The 19,731-nt window shown below is 39.2% G+C and carries 19 protein-coding genes; 2 read left to right on the plus strand and 17 right to left on the minus strand.

Annotation, left to right across the window (positions count from 1 at the left end):
- Window positions 1-8 precede the first annotated feature (8 nt).
- The 3 genes from IGL56_RS12200 to IGL56_RS12210 form a co-directional block, all read right to left on the minus strand.
- Window positions 9-638, minus strand: a complete 630-nt coding sequence (locus IGL56_RS12200; RefSeq protein ID WP_002354854.1) for an NAD(P)-dependent oxidoreductase — start codon at window positions 636-638, stop codon at window positions 9-11.
- A 58-nt stretch (window positions 639-696) separates the two neighbouring features.
- Window positions 697-1,122 carry an Rrf2 family transcriptional regulator gene (locus IGL56_RS12205; protein WP_002383201.1) on the minus strand — a complete coding sequence of 142 codons (426 nt, stop codon included), beginning with the start codon at window positions 1,120-1,122 and terminating at the stop codon, window positions 697-699.
- Between the two features lie 88 nt (window positions 1,123-1,210).
- Window positions 1,211-1,594 carry a YccF domain-containing protein gene (locus IGL56_RS12210; protein WP_002354850.1) on the minus strand — a complete coding sequence of 128 codons (384 nt, stop codon included), beginning with the start codon at window positions 1,592-1,594 and terminating at the stop codon, window positions 1,211-1,213.
- A gap of 163 nt (window positions 1,595-1,757) precedes the next feature.
- Here IGL56_RS12210 and IGL56_RS12215 point away from each other — a divergent pair, with 163 nt between their 5' ends.
- Window positions 1,758-2,549 (plus strand): hypothetical protein, encoded by a 792-nt coding sequence (locus tag IGL56_RS12215; protein ID WP_002367471.1) that lies wholly within the window; start codon window positions 1,758-1,760, stop codon window positions 2,547-2,549.
- Between the two features lie 52 nt (window positions 2,550-2,601).
- Here IGL56_RS12215 and IGL56_RS12220 read toward each other — a convergent pair whose 3' ends face one another.
- The 12 genes from IGL56_RS12220 to IGL56_RS12275 all read right to left on the minus strand — a co-directional run bounded on the left by IGL56_RS12220 (window position 2,602) and on the right by IGL56_RS12275 (window position 17,642).
- Window positions 2,602-3,738, minus strand: coding sequence for an ArgE/DapE family deacylase (locus tag IGL56_RS12220; protein ID WP_002367472.1), 1,137 nt, complete (start codon window positions 3,736-3,738; stop codon window positions 2,602-2,604).
- Between the two features lie 129 nt (window positions 3,739-3,867).
- Window positions 3,868-4,752 (minus strand): RsiV family protein, encoded by an 885-nt coding sequence (locus tag IGL56_RS12225; protein WP_002354846.1) that lies wholly within the window; start codon window positions 4,750-4,752, stop codon window positions 3,868-3,870.
- Between the two features lie 24 nt (window positions 4,753-4,776).
- On the minus strand, window positions 4,777-5,274 hold the full coding sequence (locus IGL56_RS12230; RefSeq protein ID WP_002354845.1) for an RNA polymerase sigma factor: 498 nt from the start codon (window positions 5,272-5,274) through the stop codon (window positions 4,777-4,779).
- Window positions 5,275-5,510: 236 nt separating this feature from the next.
- Entirely contained in the window at window positions 5,511-6,992 is a 1,482-nt protein-coding gene (locus IGL56_RS12235; RefSeq protein WP_181034698.1) for a helix-turn-helix domain-containing protein, read from the minus strand.
- Window positions 6,967-7,452 carry a hypothetical protein gene (locus tag IGL56_RS12240; protein WP_002354843.1) on the minus strand — a complete coding sequence of 162 codons (486 nt, stop codon included), beginning with the start codon at window positions 7,450-7,452 and terminating at the stop codon, window positions 6,967-6,969. The genes IGL56_RS12235 and IGL56_RS12240 overlap by 26 nt, the downstream gene beginning before the upstream one ends.
- A 104-nt stretch (window positions 7,453-7,556) precedes the next feature.
- Window positions 7,557-8,636 (minus strand): DUF916 and DUF3324 domain-containing protein, encoded by a 1,080-nt coding sequence (locus tag IGL56_RS12245; protein WP_002360976.1) that lies wholly within the window; start codon window positions 8,634-8,636, stop codon window positions 7,557-7,559.
- Between the two features lie 105 nt (window positions 8,637-8,741).
- Entirely contained in the window at window positions 8,742-9,500 is a 759-nt protein-coding gene (locus IGL56_RS12250; RefSeq protein ID WP_002385163.1) for a WxL domain-containing protein, read from the minus strand.
- A complete protein-coding gene (locus IGL56_RS12255) occupies window positions 9,501-10,301 on the minus strand; it encodes a WxL domain-containing protein (protein WP_002392703.1) in 801 nt (266 codons plus the stop codon). It abuts the gene before it with no gap.
- A 4-nt stretch (window positions 10,302-10,305) separates the two neighbouring features.
- Window positions 10,306-11,040, minus strand: a complete 735-nt coding sequence (locus IGL56_RS12260; RefSeq protein WP_002354838.1) for a WxL domain-containing protein — start codon at window positions 11,038-11,040, stop codon at window positions 10,306-10,308.
- Complete coding sequence (locus tag IGL56_RS12265) at window positions 10,997-11,386, minus strand: LPXTG cell wall anchor domain-containing protein (protein WP_002354835.1); 390 nt, start codon at window positions 11,384-11,386, stop codon at window positions 10,997-10,999. Before IGL56_RS12265 ends, IGL56_RS12260 begins: the two co-directional genes overlap by 44 nt.
- A gap of 19 nt (window positions 11,387-11,405) precedes the next feature.
- Window positions 11,406-16,262, minus strand: coding sequence for a hypothetical protein (locus tag IGL56_RS12270; protein WP_002392704.1), 4,857 nt, complete (start codon window positions 16,260-16,262; stop codon window positions 11,406-11,408).
- 366 nt (window positions 16,263-16,628) lie between these two features.
- Window positions 16,629-17,642 carry an alpha/beta hydrolase gene (locus tag IGL56_RS12275; protein WP_002392705.1) on the minus strand — a complete coding sequence of 338 codons (1,014 nt, stop codon included), beginning with the start codon at window positions 17,640-17,642 and terminating at the stop codon, window positions 16,629-16,631.
- A 165-nt stretch (window positions 17,643-17,807) separates the two neighbouring features.
- Between IGL56_RS12275 and IGL56_RS12280 the strand changes: the two genes are divergently transcribed.
- Window positions 17,808-18,353, plus strand: a complete 546-nt coding sequence (locus tag IGL56_RS12280) for a cysteine hydrolase family protein (RefSeq protein WP_002354831.1) — start codon at window positions 17,808-17,810, stop codon at window positions 18,351-18,353.
- 196 nt (window positions 18,354-18,549) lie between these two features.
- Here the strand turns inward: IGL56_RS12280 and lrgB are convergent, their stop codons facing one another.
- Both lrgB and lrgA read right to left on the minus strand, forming a co-directional pair.
- Window positions 18,550-19,233 carry an antiholin-like protein LrgB gene (gene lrgB / locus IGL56_RS12285; RefSeq protein WP_002354830.1) on the minus strand — a complete coding sequence of 228 codons (684 nt, stop codon included), beginning with the start codon at window positions 19,231-19,233 and terminating at the stop codon, window positions 18,550-18,552.
- Complete coding sequence (gene lrgA / locus IGL56_RS12290; RefSeq protein ID WP_002354829.1) at window positions 19,230-19,649, minus strand: antiholin-like murein hydrolase modulator LrgA; 420 nt, start codon at window positions 19,647-19,649, stop codon at window positions 19,230-19,232. Before lrgA ends, lrgB begins: the two co-directional genes overlap by 4 nt.
- Between the last annotated feature and the right edge of the window lie 82 nt (window positions 19,650-19,731).

A 19,731-nucleotide genomic window follows, 5' to 3' on the forward strand; every position in this document is an offset into this window, starting at 1 on the left:
TTTTTCTTTTATTGATACACACTAATTCGTTGATTTGGGTGTGCATTACTTTCCACTTCATCTAACATGGCAACGGCGTAGTCTGCGTAACTAATGTAGCTGTCACCTTGACTATTGGTTGTTAATTCTTCGCCAGCGACTTCATAATGGCCTGTCGCAGGACCTTCAGCATCAAACATGGCTGCAGGACTAATATAGGTCCAGTGGATGTTTTGAGCTTCTTTCAATAAGTTTAGAGCTTCGCCCATCGCCGAAGCTAATGGCTGAATTTCTGCTGGGAATGATGGTGTATCTTTTAATTGAGTTGTGTGTTCTGGGTCCACATACAAGGTTCCAGCGCCCCCAACGACAAACAAGCGCGTTTTTTGATTGGTTAAAATCTCAATCAAATGCTGGGTAGATTTGGGGAAATCTTGCACATCAGGGAATCCTAAGGCACTAATTAATACATCAAACGCTTGAATATCTTCTGTTGTTAATTGATAAACATCTTTTTCAATGGTCGGTGTGCCATCTGTTATTTTTGAGGCATTACGAACGATGGCTGTCACGTCCATCCCGCGACGTTTAGCTTCTGCTAAAAGTAATTGTCCTTCTTTTCCTGTTGCTCCTAATACTGCTACTTTCATGTAAATCATCCTTTCATTTTTAAATAGAACTAAAATAGTTACATTTAATACTTTAAAAGTAGAGAGATTACTTATCTCTCTTAACTTCTATTTCATGAATCACATCTGCTAAGGTGATGCTTTTCAATTCTTCTTCCATTTTTTGTTGCACTTTAGTAAATTCAGTTTCTAGTACCGATTGGATATTTGCCCCAACGGAACAGTTTGGATTAGGATTTTGATGAATATTGAAAATCTCTCGTTCCAATTCAACCGCTGTATAAATTTCATACAGTGAGATCTCTTCTGGTTTCTTTAATAAGGTATTTTTATTGGCTCCACGCATGGAATGAATCAAGCCGGCTTTTTTTAACTGGCTCATTAGTCGTCGAACAACGACTGGATTCGTATTCACGCTCGAAGCAATGTATTCAGAAGTCACTTGTTCTTGAGGACCTGTTTCAATCAAACTTAAAATATGAATCGCAACACTTAATTTCGTTGACATGGCCATGTCTAATCACTCCAAACTAAATGTAACGTTATTTGTTACATTTACAGAATACGCTGTTTCGTTTTATTTGTCAATGAGAAACCTCTGACTATTCAAAATAAAAATCAGTTGTTGAAACAACACGGGCCCCAAACGGCATTAACGCTAATTTCGCCAATTTAAAGGACTGTTGCCCAAACGGAATACCGATGATTGTCAGACAAAGCAACAAGCCACTAATACAATGCCCAATTGCTAATGGTAGTCCACTGATAATCAGCCAAATAATATTTACCACCAAAGATACGCCGCTATCACTATACACGACTCGCTTTTTAAACGGCCAAAAGCTCAACCCCGCTAATTTAAAACATTGTAAACCAATCGGAATACCGATAATTGTAATACACCAAATCACGCCTGCGAATAGCCAAGATAAGCCACCAAAAAAGCCGCCAAAGATGAACCATAAAATATTGCCAAGTGTTTTCATTCTTGTTCCTCTACTTTCCTCATTAAAAATTATGTATGTGAGTAAGTATACCACGAAAGCTTCTTTTTGTTTCAAACAATATTGTAAGGTCGCTGACTCGTTAAAAGACGAAGACGCTGTTTCATGATACAATGAAGAAACTAACGATAAAGGAGCAGACTTCATGGACTTACATTTAACCGTTGATCTAAAAAAAACAAAGACACTCATTGATTTAGCCGATCAGGCCCACTTAATCATTGAACAAACAACTAAATTACCGAAAAAAGAGGCAGCGATTCTTTTCTTGCTAAGAGATAACCAACTAGTTGCTTTAGGACTTGCTGAAGAAAAAGCTACATATAAAGAAGTTTCTTTTGATCACTCGATTTTATTGAAACCGACTTGGGACACAGAACTTGCCTATTTAGCGCAAGCTTTCCTAGATGATGCGAAAGAAAGTGGTTTAACATTGGAAGCAACCCCAACGACAGTCAAAATTCCGAAAAGTGCGGTAGCGACAGTGACTAACTATAAAGAAACAGTCACCTTTATCTTGGAACGTTTTGGCTACTCTCTGTTTAAAAAACCGGCGCCGAAGAAAGCCAGACCAGCCAAAGCACGCCACAAATGGACAAAAGAAGTCAGCCAAATTCCTTTTTATATTGATACTCGACAAAGCAAAGCAACTGTTTTTTGGCAAAAGCGCAATGAAATGCTTATTAAAGCTGGCGCGACAATGATGCCCGAAGCCCCTTTAAATAAAGACGGGTCTGTCGGTTTCTCCGCTAGATTTGGTGAAAAACTTCGTGATGAACGCAAGGGCCAATTTAAAGACTTTGTCACAACGGAAGATATCGTCTTAAAAAGCGTTAATGAAGTCGGCTTGTTTCTCTATTTTGCTGGAACAAACAGCTGGTTAGAGCTAGTTGATGAGAACGGCAAAACCTTAAATGAATGGACTGTGGTGGAATAAACCTTATAAAAAATGTCGCACCTGATTTTTATGATTCAGGCGCGACATTTTTTTAATTTAAATAACTTTTTGCTATCGCTTGATACTTATCAATCATATCTAAATAATTATCAATTTCGACATATTCGTCGACTTGGTGTGCAGTAGTGGTCACACCTGGTCCAAAGACAACGCAATCAAATGTATTGTCTGATTTAGTAAATTCAGCTAAGTCTGTGGTCCCAGCGCTTGTCACTAATGGTAATGGTTGATCAAATTGGGCTTGAATGGCTTGAATTAACGCAGAATCTTTCTCAGCTTTTACAGGAATTTTATTGTAATCAATCGTTAATTCTAACTGATGTTTTTCTTTTTTGTTCAATTCATCGACAATTTTTTGTAATAATGCAATGACTTGGTCGTTGCTGAATTCTGGAATTGAACGGATATTCCCTTGCAAGGCTGCTTGACCTGGAATACTGTTCACTTGTGTGCCACCTTTAATGACGGTTACATTGTGAATCGTTCGACCTAATTCAGGATTTTCATAGTTTGCTGTGACTTCCGCCATTTGTTGGTTTGCTTCTGTAATAAATTCGTTCAAATTATTAATCGCGTTAATGCCTTCTTCTGGCATCGAACTGTGGGCTTCTTTTCCGTGTGACACAACAGAATAGTTAATTGAACCCATGTGCGCATACATCAAGTTATAATTGGTTGGTTCTCCAATGACTAAGGCACTTAAATCATCCGCATAGCCTTTTTCAGTTAATTGGCCAGCGCCTAGCTCGCCGACTTCTTCACCAACTGTACCTAAAAATTTAACCGCTCCATTTAATGGAACTTCCTTTTCTTTTAATTCAATCATTGCTAAAACCATTGCGACTAAGCCGCTTTTCATGTCCGTTGCGCCACGGCCATACAATTTATTTCCTTCAATATGGGCCGCAAATGGCGGGAAAGTCCATTGACTTTCGTCCCCTTCAGAAACCACGTCCATGTGGCCACTAAACCCTAAGACTTTTTCTCGGTTTTCACCTAAATAAGCAACCAAACTACTACGATTTGGTGCATAAGAAACAAGTTCAGAAGGGATCTCATATTTTTTCAAAAGATTTTGTAAATAGATTGCCACTTCTTCTTCGTTTCCATTTACAGATTTAATTTTAACCACATCTTGTAAAATACTAATTTTTTCTGATTTTTCCATTGCCATTCGCCCTTTCTTGTTATGCTTAATTCTAGTGTACGCTTCTCTCAGTAAAACCGCAACTGACTTGGTTAGGTCAGTAAAAAACACGCGACATTTCTTAAAACTGTCGCGTGTTTTTTGCTGAGTTTATTTTAAATAATTAGGCGCTGCCAATTCATTCTCAATGACTTGATTAGGAATCACAAATTCAGGGGTGCCCATATAGTAAGGCGCAATCTCTCCTTGAGGAAACACAATCACTAATTGGTGTTTTTCATTGATATAGAAAGGTTGGTCCTTTTTAATTTTTTTGAAGGGTTGAACATCACTGGGGGCATCCTCTTTTTCGGACCAGTATATTTTATTGCTATCGTTCTTCATTTGGTCTGATATTTGTTGTTTAATTTCACTACTAATGACATCAATGTAAAAATCATTTTTAAAAATTAAGGGGAGTGAAACGACAACATTGGCTCGTTTATCGATGGTGTCATATTTTGTTGTCGTCGCAGAACTGCCTTTAATTTCTGTGAAGGTTCGTTTGACCACTAGGAAGCGACGGTCGTCCACGACTTTTTCATAATCTCCAGTGACTGAAACACGAGAACCATCAAACAATTGCCCTTTGACTTGTTGAAATTCTGTTTGGGCTTCTTTCAAGTATTTTTTGTTGAGCGTGTCGGCTACTGAAGATTCTTGGGATGTTTGGATTTTAGGGACATCGATGTTTACTTCACTTTCCTGTTTTTTCGCTGTCAACGTTTTGATGGTGACTAATTGAACAATTTTATCTAACACAGGAATGTTGCGGGCTGCTTCACTAAAACCTGGAAACAAATTGACTGATAAGACAAAGCCACAAGCCACCACTAAACTACTTTGCAGTGAGCGGTTTCTAAAACGAAGCCAGGTGTACCGCTTTTTCTCTTTATGAAAACGCGCTTTGACTTCCGCTTGTAGATCCGTTGGCAACGGTTGTTGGCGGTATTCTTTTGAAAAGTTTTTAACAACGCTTTTTACAAAATCTTCCATTATTTTTTCGCTTCCTTTCTTTTACTAATTCAATAGACTTCGGAGTTCATTCAAACTGCGGTACATCTTCGTTTTAATCGTGTTTTCGTTAATATCCAGGATCAAGGCGATTTCTTTTAGCGTAAATCCTTCAAAAAATTTTAATAGAATAATTTCACGATTGGGACTATCTAATTGATTAATAATTTCTTCAATTTCTAAAAAACTGCGTTGGGGATTATTTAAAAGAGCTAACACATGTTCATCTTTTTCAATATGAACAGCTTCTCGTTTCTTTTTACGCCAATAATCTGTCGCTACAGAAAGCAGAATTCGAAAGAACCACGCTTCAAAATCCTTAATATCGGGTCCTTTTTGGATGGCCTTCAGTGCCTTTTCAAAGCTTTCTTGAATCACATCCAAGGCATCTTCTTTCGAATGTGTATAGTTAAAGGCAATGCGATACATTTTTTCATATTTGGTATCCACAAGCGTTTCTAACGCGCGAATTTGTTTTTTTCTTTTCCAACCATCGAAAACCATCGATTTCTGGAACCTCCTTTCCTGTACACTTATATAGACGAATCACAAGCATAAAAAGTTTCAACTTTTTTATTATTTTTAATTTTTATATTCTAAAAGAAAAAGCGTGGTACAAAAATCACTTTGGATTTTTGCTCCACGCTCAAAATCTGATAAACGGCGGGAACAGAACCAGCTCCTTCGGAAATAAGCCGAAATTATCCAAAAATTAAAGAACAATTTCCGGAAATTTCTTCTTATTTCTCGGAGCTAAGCGGTGCTGTCCCGACCTTGTTTTCTTCTCCCGAGTGCGGTCTTAGTGCACTCAGCGTTTTAATAAAATGCGACCAATCAACAGGACGTGGTGGCGCTAGCCAAATAATTTGAGTAATCTCAGGCCAATCGACAAAATGAATATCCGATAAAATTAATTGTACACTTTCATCTACATGTGCTTTGAAAATGATATTCCATTCCGTAATTTTTTCAATATTTTTTTGTATCATACGATTATAGGCTTCACCAAAGGAAAAGTCGACACACAATGTAATCGGAGCCAAAACTTTTTTCAATGGTAACGCATCCACCATTAACAACAGATACCGATAAAATAAAAACTGTCTGGCATCCCAAACAGCGGGATTCGTTTTTTGTTCTTGAATAAATTGTCGACTAGCAGAAAAATACTCTGTATACGTTTCTGCAAAGTAGGTTATATCCATTTTGCGATAACTATAGTTTGCTTCTATTGGAAAATGGAACAATTTAAAATGTACGATTGTTACTTTTTGTTCAAAACCTTGCAGGACTTCCTCAGAAAGCTGAAATTGTATTTTTAAATAGCTTAACAAGTCACGATTCAATTGTTGAATTTCTGCAAATCTTTGGCAAAGTGCTGCTGAAGCTACTTGAAGCCACTCTTCAGCAATTAAAAATAAGAGTAAATAATTGCCTTCGTTTGTTCGTTGTGGTTCTGGGTCTTGAAGACTCTCTAACCAATTGAAAACATTCTGCTGATTGTCACCGGCTAATTGTTTTAACACTTGCGAATCTACTTTTTTCTCTACATAAAACTGTTGCTGCGTTCGTACTAAAGAAACCGCCAAAAAATGAAAACATTTAGCTTGTGCATAGCCCGCACGCTGATTAAGATGTACCTTCTCAGAAAAAAATAGCTCAAAGTTCCGAATCTGCTCTAAAACTTTTTTACCGTACAATGAAAAATCACGTTGGTATAATTGTAAAAAAACCAGTGTTGTGACTTCGCGTAAATTGGTTTCATTTCCCACCAAGTGAAATTCTTTATTAATTGTAATTTGATAATTTTCCAGCATTTTCTTTAATTCCTTGAACTCCTTATAAGCCAATGTGTGACTAACAAAGTGTTCTAAAGCAAACTCATTTACAGAATCAAAACGCTGAAAAAAGAAATCTTGAAACATAGCAAAACGTAACGACTCTTTAATATAGCAATCAATCAAAGTAGCGGAAGTTTCCGTTCCTGATTCATTAAGCGTTAAGAAAATACCATCGCTCACAATTTGAAAATCCTCTGATAAACCAAATTCAATAAAATCGGCATTTAATTCAGCGACCGTTTTGTTCACGATAAATTCAGATAATTCTAACTCCTGCATTACGGTTTCTTTTGACTCTGTTAACATCGGTGCATTTTCCAGTAACTGAAATAAGGCGATTTTTCTTTTATCCACTTTATTTAAAAACATCATCAATATCATAGACTTCTCTCACATCCATTTTTTTCCCATACAATCCATTTCCTGAAAGAAAGTACCCAACCGCTGCTAAATAGCTTTCAGATTCTTCATCGCCGCCTGCACCAAGTCCGTTAGGAAAGACAAAATCTTTATTCACTTGTAAGGGATGAGCCGTTGTTTCTTTTGTTTGTTTCTTTTTTTCTTTTGACATTGCCGGTTTCTCCACAGGTTTGTCTTTTTTCTTGGGTGAAGGCTTTTTTTCTTCAGAAGGAACCGTAGTTTTTTGATCTTCCGGAGGGGTTGGCGCAGGTTGTTCCGGTTCTGACTTTTCCTGAGGGGTGATTGATTCTGGTTTTGGTTGAATTTCTTCCGTTGGTTCTAAGGGATTATAAATAGGTGTCGCCAATGTTTGAATTGGTTCTATTTCGACAGCCGTAAAAATTAGCAAAGAACTAAATAAAAAAAGATACTTTTTTCTCATGGCTTCTCACTCTCTCTACCTCTACTTTATGGGAAGCAATTCCTTGTAAAAGTACCTTTACTTTTACAAGGAAAACCCTTTTTGTCAATAGATAGCCCTTTTTATTACTCAGATTGTTGTTCTTCCTCTTTTTTCTTTTTACGATACAAGAAGAAAATCAATAAGAGCAGCGCTAGAATGATGAATGCAATCAGTAGATACAACCACCAATTGGTTCCTTTAATGGTTACGTCTTTTTCATTTAATTCTTTAGCGACGTCCCCAGAAATAGTAAATTCTTTTGTAAATTCCCATTTGTACAGGTACCGTTCTTCACCATTGGCGCCTTTGACTTGATAGGTGCCCTTTTCATCTTTTACACCATAGGCCGTTGATTTCAAGACATATTTTCCTGGCGTTAATCGTTCCCCTTTTAAAGAAATTGGGTAACTAAAGTTAGAGTTTGGCGCCACTTGCATATCCTCAGTATCGGATTGGTAAAGCGTTTCGCCTCCTTTTGAAACAGTGTTGATTAAATGTAATTGGTTTAAATAGGCCGCTTGTGGGTTTTGTAAAGAAACATTGATGACGTTTCGCGCGTTGACTTGGCCTGGTTTAACCCCCAGTAATTTTAAATCTGGTTGAACCTTTGTCTCATTTTGCTGAAGAATAATAGCCACAACATAGGAGTATTCATTATTAATAGCTAACCCTTTTGATTGATCCGCAGAAGTCGTGGTTTCTTTCTTTTTCTCTTTGAGTGTTATACCGCCAGCCATCACGCCATCAAAAGAATCTTTAGGCATCGTGATGGTTAAAGGTAAGGTCTTTTGGGAATGCTTCGGCAAGATGATTTCTTTCGGTGCTTCCACATAATCTTTTAAGTTAAAGCGTAAAGTTTTGTCAGGTTTGATCCCGTTTTGGCCATATTCTACTACGCCATTTAAATTCGTTGTCGCTGAGTTCACTGTATTTTCAATGGTAATGTCTTCATCTGTATCATTACGTAACTGAATTTCTACGGTTTGTTTGGCACCAGGCGCCATTTTTAAGTCAAAGTAGGTTTTTGATTTGTCCACTTGATTTTCGGGAATTGTTGGTGTGACCGCAAAATTAAATTCAGAAGCGTGCGCCTCCACGCCAATCCAGCCAAATAACATACAAGCGATTACCGTTGCATATACTTTCCATCTGTTCATATTCATTCTCCTATGTCTGTCATTCTTTGTTGTATTATAAGCACCAAAAGACCGAAAGATAAGCCAAAAATTTTTGACTTATATCCCGATCTTGCGTGTATGCTGTCGTTCTTAGTTTCCTGTGTTAGCAGGTGTATCTGTCAAAGTCCAAGTAAAAGTTGTCGTGTATTTTTTCGCATATTTTGTGGTTGAACCAGGTACTTCTAAGGAAATACTTGTTTTAGCGGTATCTACACTATCGCCCCAGCTCATTAAGTACGTACCCGCACCTTCTTTATCGCCAGCAGCCATGACCACTGATTCAGCCCCAGTTGGGTTTAATTCAATCGTAGCTGGCGCTGTCGTTGGTTTTGCAGATTGTGAAGCTGAAACCACGCGTCCGTTGCTTAAAGTTACTTTGGCCGCTGTTAGTTCTTGGTTGGCTTCAGTTTTGAATTGACCATTTTGTTTTACTTTTAACGTCCAACCTGTTTCAGTCCCACGATTATCTGAGACTTGAACAAAGTTCGGGCCTTCTTGGTCGGCACCAGCATTATCTTTGTATTTTTGTGTTTCTGCATAGTAGGTCATATTTTTTGAGGTAATCGTTTGTTCCCCAAAAGATAAGCTAGATGCATAGTCAATGGATAACGGACCTGCTGTCCCTGGCTTAGGCCCTGTCGGATCAGTTGGATCAACTGGCGTAATTGGTTTATCCGGATCTGGATTCGTCGGATCAACTGGATTCGTTGGGTTCGTATTTGGTGCAAATTGAATCGCTCCGTTTGTTTGGTATTCACCACCGTCGACTGCTAATGCACTCATTGGTACAAGTGCCAATGCGCCTAAAGTTGTGGTTGCCATCAATGTCATTACTTTTGTCTTTTTCATTTATTTCCCTCCATTATTTACTGGTACATCTGAAAGTAGCCAAGTCAATGTTGTTTTATATTGTACTGCATCCTTAGGGGTTTTCCCGGGAACAGTTAGTGAGATTGCCCGTGTGATCGTGGCATTTACTTGCTGTCCTTGTTGATTTTTTTCGGTCACTTTTTCTGCTTGCCCCCACAGCGTGATCCACGTTCCGGCGCCGGTCTTTTCTGGGGCTTGCATGACAACAGTTTCTGCGCCCGCAGCATCTAATTGAATGTTTGCGGTAGCAGTTGGCGGCAATACGTCCGTCGCATTTGAGCGCACACTGGGCTCAGTAAAGGCAACGATGGCGCCTGTTAATTCTTTGTGTAATGTTTCTGCATTACGAAATTGACCATTTTGTTTCACTTTTAAAACCCAGCCAGCATTGGTTCCCCGTAAATCACTTACTTGTACATAATTAGCAGTTGCCAATTCACTTGCTGAACCATCTGGATTTTTATAGGTTTGCGCTCTGGCAAAATACGTTTGATCCTTATTCGATATCTCATTACTCCCAAAATCCAAACTTGAGGCATAATCGATGGAAAGTGGCCCAGGGGTACCTGGATTAGGTCCATCAGGATTCGTTGGATCGACTGGTCGAACTGGTTTTTCTGGATCGGGATTTTCTGGATTTACTGGATCCGTCCCATCTGTGCTTGGGGTAAAAACAATCGACTGTTCGCTATCAAAAACGACCGTCGCCGCTTCAGCAGGAACAGTGGCGCCAAGCAACATTGTTCCGAATAACAAGGAGTAGACGACTGTTTTTTTCATTTACTTAGCCTCCAACATTCGTTGGTACAGATTTCAATGTCCATGTTAAGGTCGTACGATATTCTTTTGCTAATTTAATCGCTTTACCTGGGACATTTAATTTCACGGCAGTAGCACCTTCTGTCGCATCTTTCCCAAAACGATAGACCCAAGTCCCCATTCCTTTGCCATCTTCTGCTTTGACTAATTCTACTTCTGTTCCAGGAACAAAGGTATGTGCTGCTGTTGGTGTTGGCGCGTATGCGGCATCAACAATCGATGTCACACCTGCATTGGCAATCGATAAAGCGGCCCCCACTAATTCTTCATTTTGGGCTGTTTTGAATTGCGCATTTTGTACAGCGCTTAACGTCCAGCCTTCTTGTGTCCCACGTTTATCCGTTACCTGAACATAGTTGGGACCTGTTGTTCCATCTTTAAATGTTTGAATTTGTGCGTAATAATCTTTCGTATCGGAAGTGATTTTTTGGGCGCCAAATTGAAAGCTTGAAGCATAGTCAATTGATAAGGGGCCTGCAGTCCCTGGTTTTGGTCCAGTTGGGTCAGTTGGATCTTCTGGTTCAACTTTTTCATCTGGATTGGTTGGGTTAACTGGCTTCGTTGGATCTGTATCTGGTTCAAATGTAATGGCGCCATTACTTGTATAGTTCACGTTAATGTCTTCCGCAAATGCTTGTTGTGTCGCTAGGACACCGCTAAATCCTACAATCCCTACTACTGCTAATACTGTTTTTTTCATCTTCTCTTCTCCTTTTAATAAATAATATACCTATAGTGATAAGGCTGATTCCCAAATAAATAAATGGTGCTTGATTGGTGGTACCTGTCGCTGGTAATCTTCCTTGTCGCGACCCATATACGCCAGAAGAAAGGACGGATGAAGCGCCTCCGTCAGCTGGCTTGGTGGGTTCGGTCGTTGTGGAAGAATTACTAGTCGCTGTTGTCGACTCTTCTGTGGGATATTCATACGTTCCATAAAAGGAGACAACACCACTATTTTCATAAGCTGCTTCCCCAAACGCAGTGTCTGAATGACAGAAGCTGAAAAGACCTAAAAAACAACTAAGCAAAAGGTATTTTTTCATCTCACTTCTCTCCTCCTTGTTATGGTGCCATGACTAATGACCATGACAATGTCCCTTTGAATTCGCCAACTTTTTGTTTCTCGACTGGCACAGATAGTTTAAGTCCCCGTTGGTTTGCCGCACCCCAACCTTGGTTAATTGTATAACTACCTGAACCGGAGCCTTCATTTTCTGTAACAACCGTATCTCCCTTATTGAGTAAAAATTCTCCTTTGTCTGTAACCAATGACAAATCTTCCAATTGATCTGTGCCGTTCGTTAAGGGATTCGTTACCTGAACATTCAGTTTCCAAGGCGTACTTTCTGTCCCGCGTGTGTCTTGAACGACTAAATCATCTGAAAGAGTTGGCCAGTAAACTTCTGGCTTGGCAGAAATTTTTTGTTTGCCAAAATCAATTGTTTTAGGTACTTTTTCTAACGTTAATTCACCTGAAATAGACACATTGACTTTTTTATTTAACGTTTCACCAGCTTCTGTAAATTGATAATTGGCTGGCACCGTTTTGGCTAATTCTTCTGGTTTCGCTTGCTGAATGGCTTGGAAGGTTGCGGCATCAAGACTTGGTGTTTGATTGGCCCGACCATCTGCGAAAATCACCGTTGCTTGTGTCCATTGTGCCAACTCGTCTGAATTCGTTAAGCCATTTGCTTCTTTTAATTTCAAATGCGCACTTGTCGCATACAAAGCAAACGAACGATCTTTGGCAAGGACACTTTCATTTTTCACAACAACTAAATGAACCGTTTTGTTTTGCAAATTATCTCCTGACGTCCCTGCTTCTAATTGAATATCATGTGTCCGCGATACAGTTTTTTCTGCTAACGGCGCTTGAATTTGTGGTAAATCCGTCTCTTTTAATGAGGTCTTGAAAAACGGCCGACCTTTTGCGCCAAGCATTTCTATTACTTTATCAACAGTCGTTAGTTGCGCTGCCTCATCTTCTGTGACAATCACCGATTGCCCCGAAAGTTCCACTTTATTTGAAAATTGAACTTTCACCTGATAACTGTAGTTCATATTCGTCGCTTTCCATGAAAGCGGGGTGGTATCTTTTTGCTCTGGAATTTGCTCTATCGCGCTCCCAACTTCACTAGACTTAACCGTTCCTTGGTGCAACCAAGAACCTGTTACTTCGTCAGGAAGGAAGCTTAGGGTTGGTGTTAAAGCACTTGAGGTCGGAATCATCAAACGTCCTTTTTGAACTTTTTGTCCAGCTACTTCTGTGCCCCACGCTTGTAAGGTTAACGGCGCATTGCCAGCTTTGACCTCTTTTACATCATGAGAAATAGTACCTGCACCTGCCACAATTCCAGGCGTTTCCACTTCATAATCGATGATAGAGCCAGGAATTGCTATTCCATAGCCATTGGCGCCCTTGGTCACATCGTTATCGCCAATAAATGTTTTTCCAGTCGCTTTTTCAATCCCATGAAACGTTGTTGGCATAAGTTTTGTAGCATTATTGACCGTTGGATTAATCGTCAAGACCTGATAGGCTTTGACATTTCCAAACCAAGTCCCTGTGCTATCCACCAAAGCAGTTGTATCTGTCGTTGGTTTGATCCATAAAAGTTCATCTTTTGTTGGATCGACAGCTTCAAAATCCGCAATGTTTACTTTACCTGTACCAGGAATTGTTTCTAATGTTGCATGATCCTGAACCGTTAGTTTGCTAGCTGAAATTAAATTGGCCGTGTTGGTGATCCCAATTCCAGCGTTTTTAGATAGATGAATTGATCCGAATTCATTGTAAGTCGTACTGTGGTTCGCGGCAGTAGCAGAAACGCCATTTTTGATGTTCCCACCATTAGCCATTAATTTAATGCCATTGGTGACATTTAATTCCGTAAAGTTGACAACGCCTAAGCCTGTCGCATTCAGTGGTTCTGTTTGATAGTTATTGGTGCCGTCAACGTTCTCGCCAATGTTAATGACAACTTTCTGAGCATTTTTAGAAACAATGGTATTGGTGAAACTATCTGTTGCATTTCCACCAGATAATCCATTGATTGTTTTGGCACCTTGTAAATTTATCTCGACATCACGTAACAGCCCTGTCGTAGGGGCATTACCATAATTTGTTGCATATAAGTTACCAATACTTGAACCTGTTGCTTGAATATTCATAATAATTTTGCCACTTTTTGTATATGAGGACGTCCGCGCGCCATCTCCGTATATAGCTGCACCATTCAAAACATCTGAACCTGGTTTTGTATAGATATTTAGCGTAATTGTATTAGAATCATCTGTTCCTAAATTAGTTGTTCCGTTATAAGGAACACCTCCTGAAATAGACGTTCCCGAAGGCAATTTAAACTCGCGATTGTAGTTTCTTAAATCAATGGTCAAATTTGCGTTTCCTAACAAAGAACCAACATTTGTTATTCCGCCAGAAAAACCATTCGTTCCTTCACGAGGAGTACCAGAAAAGTCGCCACCGTAAACAATATTATTAGAATTTCCAGTAACAGTATGATCACTTGAAGCACCATAAGATGCTCCCATTGAGGCATTAATGACACCATCATAAACGGTTACTCCAACATTCCCGACAATTTTTTTATCATTCCAGCCACCACCAGATAAGAACCAGTCAACTTGACCATTCCTGACAGTTGCTTGGGCATTTCCATAAACTCGACCGCCTTCATAACCACTTCCTTCTAAGGTATCGACAATACCTCCATTCAATGTATTAGAGGTGTTCCCTTCAACAACGCCAGAAAATAAACCACCGTATGTTCGTCGAGCTACAGCATTATTAATTACTGTATTTGACTCACCGCGAATGTAGATAGTCCAAGCATCTCGGCCAATGACAAGACCACCGCCAGCAATATCAAAATCTTTCGCATTCGCTAAATTATTTCTACTAGAAGAATAATTCGTGTCAGTTGGACGACTTCCTTTATAAACCAAGCCATCGCCGCCAGCTGTGCCATCGCCTGTTTGTGTTCCAACTTCTATAGTTGCCTTACCTTCTACGTAACCACCTACACCAGCTGCGGTTGTTCGCCACAGATCCGCATTACCAAATGAACCTTTAACAAGATGTGAGTGAATATTTCCTAAAATTTTATAAGTTGCACTATCAAAAGCTAATTTTGCCCGTTGCTCTGATGTATAAGCATCATAGATACCTTCATTGGAAGCCCCTAGTGCTGCTTTTGATAATCGATCAGCTTCCGTTCCACTACCACCATCAAAATTACCTATACCGCCTTGAGCAGCTGTTGTTCCACCAATAACCGTATTTTCAATATTTCCTGTTATTGTGCCGTTATAACGATTGGCTCCAATAATACTTGGTCCATAGGTTGTATAATTACTTGCATCGAGGGTTGTGGAAATTGCATTTGTTCCACGATTTGTTCCAATATTCCCACGACCTGAACCACCAACATAAGGCCCTCTTGAACTCCAACCGCCATATCCAGATAATGAATTTTTAATGGTACCATTAATGTTTCCATAAAGTGCGCCACCATAGTAAGTGGACATCCTAAAAGAACTATTTGCTTCCGCTGCAATGTCTAACTCATTGGAAACACTCCCGGTCACAGAAATTGGGTTTGCTGCTGTACCAATTCCTGCACCATAATAATTAGAAAGAGCACCATTGATTCGTTTAACAGAAACGGTTACATTCCCATCGACTGTACCTAGATTTGCACCGCCTGATAGCGTATTGATTCCGGAGACCGTGTTATTAATGAGCAACGTTGGGTTTCCTTTTAAAGTTCCACCATTATTATTTCCGCCATAAAAATACCACGTACCTGAACCTGTGCTATTTACTGTAATCACAGGATTTCCTGTAACATCGCCTGAATCCGTTCCGCCAAACACAGAGAAACCATTCCCGATAGAACCACCATTCAAGGACAAACTATGACCGTTTAAATACATTTGTGATCCTGTGTAAGAAATATTTCTTAAAGTAATATCTGTACCGAAGTGAACAATTCCTAGTGCCAATGTTTTGGAACCTGTAGGTAAAGTTGTATCCATACTAATCGGATCCGCGCTGTTTCCAGTAATCACTAAATGATTGACCTTGCCTTGCAAGGCGTAAAAGGTCATATTACTTGCCGTAACGGTGTCAGGAATCACTTTAGCGGTGGTCGCCGCACTCGTCGTAATATTGTTTCCTATATAAAGAGTGAAATCGCCATTGTTCCCCTGTTGATACAAATCAAACAAGGCTTCTTTCAAGCCAGCCTCTGTCGATGCATATTCTTTGTACGCTGCTCCATCTCCTGCAGGACTTGGCACAACAATCACTTTTGTTTTATCCGCAGGGGCAATTGTGTCCGCAATGGACTGATCAACTGAAACAGCTCTGGCCATGCGTGTCAGTTTCTGTTTAAAGACAGCCGTAAGTTGTGTATCTTCTGAAAACTCTAATTGAAGAAGTTCTTCATTTGTATATGTTTTGCCTTGATAAGACCAGCCAACGAAAGTCGCATTTTCCTCACTATTCGCCCATTTTGGTAATTCTTCTGTCCGAAGTGGCTGATTTTTTTCTTTTACCACTTGATAACTTTTGGCATCATTTAGAAACAAAGCTTGATCCGTTGTTTCAAAGGTCAACGTGATTTGCTTCTGCTCTTCGCTTGGTTTTGTTTCTGTGGAAGAGGTGGTTACTTTTTCTGTGATAGCACTAGATTCCGTCATTGATGACTGTTCTATAGAATGTGCGCTGCTTTCTTTTGTTGCTTCACTTGTACTGGTTTCTGCTGTTTTTGGCTGTGTCTGCGTACGTTCTGTTTGTTGCTCCCCTTCAATCGCCCACGCTGAAACAGATAAAAATGGTTGTACAAGTAAACAAGTTGCCAATAAAACAGCGATTTTCTTTTTCATTAACTTCATCACTCCTCCCTCGAAGTAAACTTTCCACAACCAACCTATGGCTCAAGTATACGAAGTTTTCTTCTGATTTTTTTAAAGATATTTTCTTAATTTCAAAAAAAAAATTTATTTTTTAATTTTCTTTTTGTTAACTAAACGAATTTTTTGCTGTTTTTGTAAGATAAAAATGTTAATTTGTTCACAAAAATAACAAAAACGTTGTTTTTAACATTAAAATTAACAAACGAGTTCGTAGTATAGCACGGATTTTTTCTCATGTAAACATCATTAAATAAACATTTTTGTTTAATTTATACATATTTCTCAGCTAAAAAAATGACAAAAATAAATAAACAGAGGCCTTAGAAATATTTCTAAGGCCTCTGTTTATTTATACGTATTCACAAACTGGACTGTTTCTTGGTAACATTGTTTAGCTTCTTTTGTTTGATAGTCGAATTGATATTCGTGGGTGATCGTTGCTTTCTTATCTTTGAAAAAGAGAGCTGAAACTGGAACATTTAAAGTTTTTAACCGCTGAACCAAGGCTAGTCCTTGCTCTTGGAATGAAAAGCTATTGCCATCTGTTAGATACGTCGGGGGAAATTCTTTGGTGGCTTTATCCACTAAACTCACTTCTTGCAGTTCTGCACTCGTCTGCCAGTCTTTAGTGCCGAGCAAGGACCAAGCCACTGTTTTAACGAAAAATTTCATAAAACGATTATCACTTTGTTGGTTGGCCATTTGTTTCAAATCCACCGGACCACAATACGAGAGCGTGCCTTTTAAATGGCTAGCCGGCAATGCTGCAGTCATCCCTAGTTCTTTGGCATAGTTGGCATTGGTTTGAACTGTTGCATATTGTAGAGCAATCTGTGCACCCGCACTGTCCCCGCCAATAAAAAGCTTAGATAAATCTAACATGGGATATGCTTGTTTCTTTTCTAATAAAAATTGAACAAGTTCATCGACCTGCTGGAGCTGGCTTGGATAAGGTGCGTCTGGTGCTAATTCATAATTCATTGAAATAAAGGCAACTGAGGAATCAGCCACTAAACGTGTCGCAAACTCTTTCATCCCAGACTTATCTCCTCCCACATAGCCACCACCATGGACCCATAAAACGACTGGTACCGCTTGTTTTGACGTTTGGGGATAATACAAATCAAAGGTATTCTTTTTTCTTGAAGAAGGGTATGTTTGATTTTCTTGCAATTGAACATTGGGCAATGCTTTATCATAGGAAGCTGAATCTTTTATTTCAACTTCGCCTGCGAATAACTGGTTGATGACCCAAGCGCCTGGCTTAGGGGATAATTGAAAGGCGAGAAACACGCCTAAGCAAATAACCACAATGATTCCTAACAACCAAAGGATAAAACGTACGATTTTTCTTTTCACTCTATTCACCTGCTTTAATTTGTAGCAAAATTATAGCATGTTTTTTAGCCAAAGCGTTTATTTTGAAACAGCTTTTTTAGAATTTGATGTACTTTTATCATTTGAAATGCTTTCTTAAAAGCTGTAAAATGAACAAAATGACTTTAACCTTTAGGAGGTTGCCAAATGAAAGCTCTGATTTCCATTGATTATACGAATGATTTTGTCGCCACAGACGGAAAACTAACCACTGGTGCCGCTGGACAAGCTATTGAAACGGCCCTTGTTCAACAAACAAAGCACTATTTTGACAATGGCGATTTTGTGGTTTTTGCCATTGATGGGCATGACCCCCTAGATCGCTATCATCCTGAAAATAAACTTTTCCCGCCCCACAATGTCTTAGGAACTGACGGGCGTAATCTGTTTGGCTCGCTAGCTGATTTTTATCAAGCTCACAAAAATGAGGCAAGCGTTTATTGGATGGACAAACGGCACTATTCTGCTTTTAGTGGCACGGATTTGGACATTCGGTTACGAGAACGAGGAATTACAGAGCTTTGTTTAACTGGTGTTTGTACAGATATTTGCGTGTTGCATACGGCTGTTGATGCCTATAATTTAGGCTATCAATTAATGATTCCTGAACGCGCCGTTGCTAGTTTTGATGAACAAGGACACGAATGGGCGTTACGCCACTTTAAACAAACTTTAGGAGCAACCATTCTATAAAAAGACTGGTCAATCCTTCCACGCGCCCTATCTATACTCAAAAAATCGTGTAAACAACACAAAAGAGCCTGGGACAAAAATCACTTTGGATTTTTGTCCCAGGCTTAAAAATTGATAAACGGCGGGAACAGAATAAGCAGAGACTGCTAGCTGATAGAAATTAGCTACTCATAAAAAAGTGGGGAAGCCTACTTTTTTATAGACCAATGACCGTTGCAAAGAAAGGAACTACTAAAACAGTAACTACGCCAACCACTACGACAGAAATACTAGCCATAGCAGCCTCTGTTTCGCCCATTTCCATGCCAACTGCCACACCTAGGGCATGTCCGGCCGCACCTAAAGCTAAACCTTTGGCGATTGGATTGTTAATCTTAAACCATTTCAATGCAATTCGACCCAAGGCATAGGTTAGTACACCATTGAAGATTACGGTAAACGCCGTAATAGAAGCAATGCCGCCAACAGTTTGAGAAATAGGTACGGCAATCGCTGTTGTAGCTGCTTGTGGTAAGATTGAGGCCACTAAATGATTATCCATGCCAATCACTTTTCCTGCAAAATAAACAGCCACTAGCGAACCAAAAGAACCAATTGTTAACGCCGTTAAAATTTCTAACCAATATTTTTTCAACACGTCTCTCTTTTTATATAAAGGAATCGCAAACGCTACTGTCGCAGGTTCTAGAAAGAAGCTGATATATTTGCCACCTTCATTGTATTGCTCGTAACTAATTCCTGTTACTTTTAAAACGACAACGCCTAAAATCATCGCAACGAATAATGGCGTAAATAAGAAGAAACCTTTACTTTTTTTAAACAACCAAGTACCTATGCCAAATACAGCTAATGAAATAATAATGCCAACATACGGATTCATGCGCGAACCTCTCCTTTCGCTTTCTTCGTTGCTGCGGGTTCTTTTTCTTTTCGAGCATCTTTCATATGCAATAAAAAGGCGCCCGTCCAACCAGTCGTTGCTAGTAACGCTAATGTTGCTACTAAAATAACAAAAACAATTTGAACGCCAAATTGTTGCATAATCCCTAAAGAATTAACTAAGGAAATCCCTGAAGGAACAAATAAAAATGTAATAACCGTTGATAAGCTATTACCTAGCCCTTCCACTTGCTCCAATTTAACAACTTTTGTACATAAACCAATGAACAATAACACCATGCCAATTACTGAAGCAGGCATTGGTATTGGAGAAATGAACGCCAAGCCGTTGGCGATTAACATAATAATGGCAAAAACTGCTGCTTGTTGTAAAAATGAATATACTTTCTTTTCCATTCTTCTTCGCTCCCTTTTGTCTGTTTTCTATGGGTTAAGTATATAAAGAAAACGTTTTTTTAAGGGCTTTTTTTCATGAAAT

It is taken from the genome of Enterococcus sp. DIV1316a, assembly GCF_050536915.1.
In the GTDB taxonomy this organism is placed as follows: Bacteria; Bacillota; Bacilli; order Lactobacillales; family Enterococcaceae; genus Enterococcus; species Enterococcus faecalis.